Consider the following 2274-nt stretch of genomic DNA (forward strand, 5'->3'; position numbering starts at 1 on the left):
GTCCAGGATATGGGCAAAGACATAGAGATCGGCCTCGCCTGGGGTCTCCGCCTCCTGGATATGGCCGTCAAACAGCGGCGCCAGCGCCGGGTAGCTGAGCGGCGTGCGGCGGATATGCGCGCCGGTTTTGAAGATCCGTATCATGTGCTGCCGCCCTTGTACCGCCTGCCTGCGGGTGCCGGTTCCTGCCTGATGCTTCAGCAGCCCATAGCAGCCCGTCACCGGGATGTCCTCCCCAAAGGCGGCGCAAAGGCGGTCCGGGGGGATTGCGCCGGGAGCTGTCTTGCTATTCAGGCCTGCACGCCCGTAAAAGGTTTCCGGTACGGGCGGCCCCTGACAGGCAGAACAGACAGGCAGGCGCCGCGGCGGACAGCGGGTTGCGAAGAAGCCGGTGCAGCGGCAAGGCGGTTGAGGATCAATCATATGGCAGGCGATAGGGCAGAAGCGGCCCCTTTGGCAGCGGCTGGGGCAAGCCGGGGGATACTGTTGTGGGCGGCGCAGGCGCCGCTGGGCGCCGCCCTGCAGGCTGTTTTGCAGGGGCAGTATTCCGTAACCCTGCTCGAGGCGCTGCCTGCGGCGCTGCCGGAGGCGGCCGGGGCGGTTGTGCTGCTGGCGCGTTCGCCTGCCGAAGCGCTTTGCGCCGGGCTGCAGGACGGGCTGGAACCGGCTGCGGCCCTAACCGCTGCGCAACAGGAAATTGAAACGGTGCTGGCGCTGCAGATGCAGAACCGCCAGCGGGTGCTGCTGCTGGACGGTGCCGCGGCCCGGCAGGCGCCAAAGGCGCTGCTGGCCTGTTGCGGGCAGGCGGCGGAGGACACCGCGCAGCGCAGCCTGCAGGAGGCCGCAGGTGCCGGTCCCGATCCGGTGCTGCTGGCGCTGGCCGCAGCCCGGCTGCAGGCAGATCCCGGCCTGCGCCGCCTGGCCGGGCAATTTGCCGCCTCTGTGCAGACGGGGCAGACGGGGCAGGCCGCCGCGGATCCCGATGCGGCGCTGAAGATCTTTCTGGCCGGGCAGGACGCCGCCGAGGAACGGGCGCTGCTGCAGGCGCAGCAGCGCAGCATGTATGAACAGATGGAAGCGCTGTACCGCGAAAAGCTGCAGCTGGAACAGCAGCTGGAGCAGGCCGGCGTGCGGTTCACCAGCCTGCAAGCGCAGGCAGAGGCAGCCCAGGCGCAGCTGCAGGCAGAGGCAGAGACCCTGAAGGGGCGGCTGCGGGCCAAGGCGGAGCTGCTGGGGACGGCCGGACACAGGATTGCCGGTCTTGAGCAGGTGGCCGCCGCCCAGGCGCAGGCGGCCGCCGGGCTGAAGGCGCAGGTGCAAAAGCTGCGCAATTCGCGCTCGTTCCGCCTGATGGCGCCGCTGCGCAGCGCCCGGCACGCCCTGCGCGGAACCCGCTGAGCCATGGCGGCGTTTTCGCTCTCTTTCCCGGCAGATTATGTGCTGCATATCGGCGCGGGCAGCGGCCGCGCCGCCGAAGGCTACGTGCAGGCGGGCCTTGACCCGGTGGTGCTGGCCGAGGCGGATCCCGAAGCCATGCCCGGGCTGCAGGCCCTGGCAAAGCGGTTTGCGCCGGTGCAGGCCATTGCGGCGGCGGTCTCGGCCAAGGGCGGTCCGGGCCGTTTCCACAGCTGCAACTTTGCCGGTCTTAGCAGCCTGGCCGCGCCGGCCGAGGCGCTGTACCAGTTGTTTCCGGGCCTGCAGGTGCTGGCGGAAGAGACGGTGGAGACGCAGGCCATTGCGGATCTGGCGGCGCGCTGCGGCCTGCCCGAGGCAGGGAGAGGGCTGCTGGTTCTTGAGGCGCCGGGCCAGGCGCTGGCGCTGCTGCAGGCGCTGGAGCAGGCGGAATGCCTGCAGCATTTCCAGACGCTGCGGCTGCAGGAAGGCCGGGACCCCTTGTACCGGGATGCCCCCGGGATGGCGGCGCTGCGGGCCGGGCTGGAAGATATGGGCTATATCAGCTGGCTGGAAGCCGCGCCAGAGGATCCGGACCGTCCCTATGCGGTGGCCTGGCGCAATAACACGGCGCTGGCCGCGGTAGAGGAATGGCAGGCCTGCGGGCAGGCCGCCGAACAGGAACGGGCCGTGGCAGAGCAGCAGCTGCAAGCCTGCACTGCGGATCTGGCTGAGCTGCAGCAGCGCTATGGGGCGCTGCTGCAAGAAAAAGAGGTGCAGGAGGATCTGCTGCGGCGGCTGGCGGACCGGCTGGCGCCGCTGGCCGGTGACGCAGAGGCCGCGGCGCCGGAGCCAGAGGAATGAGCCCAGGCGGCACTGGCC

2 protein-coding genes are annotated in these 2274 nt (G+C 70.1%); both read left to right on the forward strand.

What is annotated here, in order from left to right; translation table 11 throughout:
* Positions 1 to 423 precede the first annotated feature (423 nt).
* Positions 424 to 1398 carry a hypothetical protein gene (locus A2I95_RS32350; protein ID WP_291736430.1) on the forward strand — a complete coding sequence of 325 codons (975 nt, stop codon included), beginning with the start codon at positions 424 to 426 and terminating at the stop codon, positions 1396 to 1398.
* A 3-nt stretch (positions 1399 to 1401) separates the two neighbouring features.
* A complete protein-coding gene (locus A2I95_RS32355; protein WP_291736432.1) occupies positions 1402 to 2256 on the forward strand; it encodes a hypothetical protein in 855 nt (284 codons plus the stop codon).
* Positions 2257 to 2274: the final 18 nt, after the last annotated feature.

This window comes from Leisingera sp. F5 (assembly GCF_001593695.1).

Coding starts and splice junctions, on each gene's coding strand:
- A2I95_RS32350 (WP_291736430.1), top strand. CDS start 424: ATGGCAGGCGATAGGGCAGAAGCGGCCCCTTTGGCAGCGGCTGGGGCA.
- A2I95_RS32355 (WP_291736432.1), top strand. CDS start 1,402: ATGGCGGCGTTTTCGCTCTCTTTCCCGGCAGATTATGTGCTGCATATC.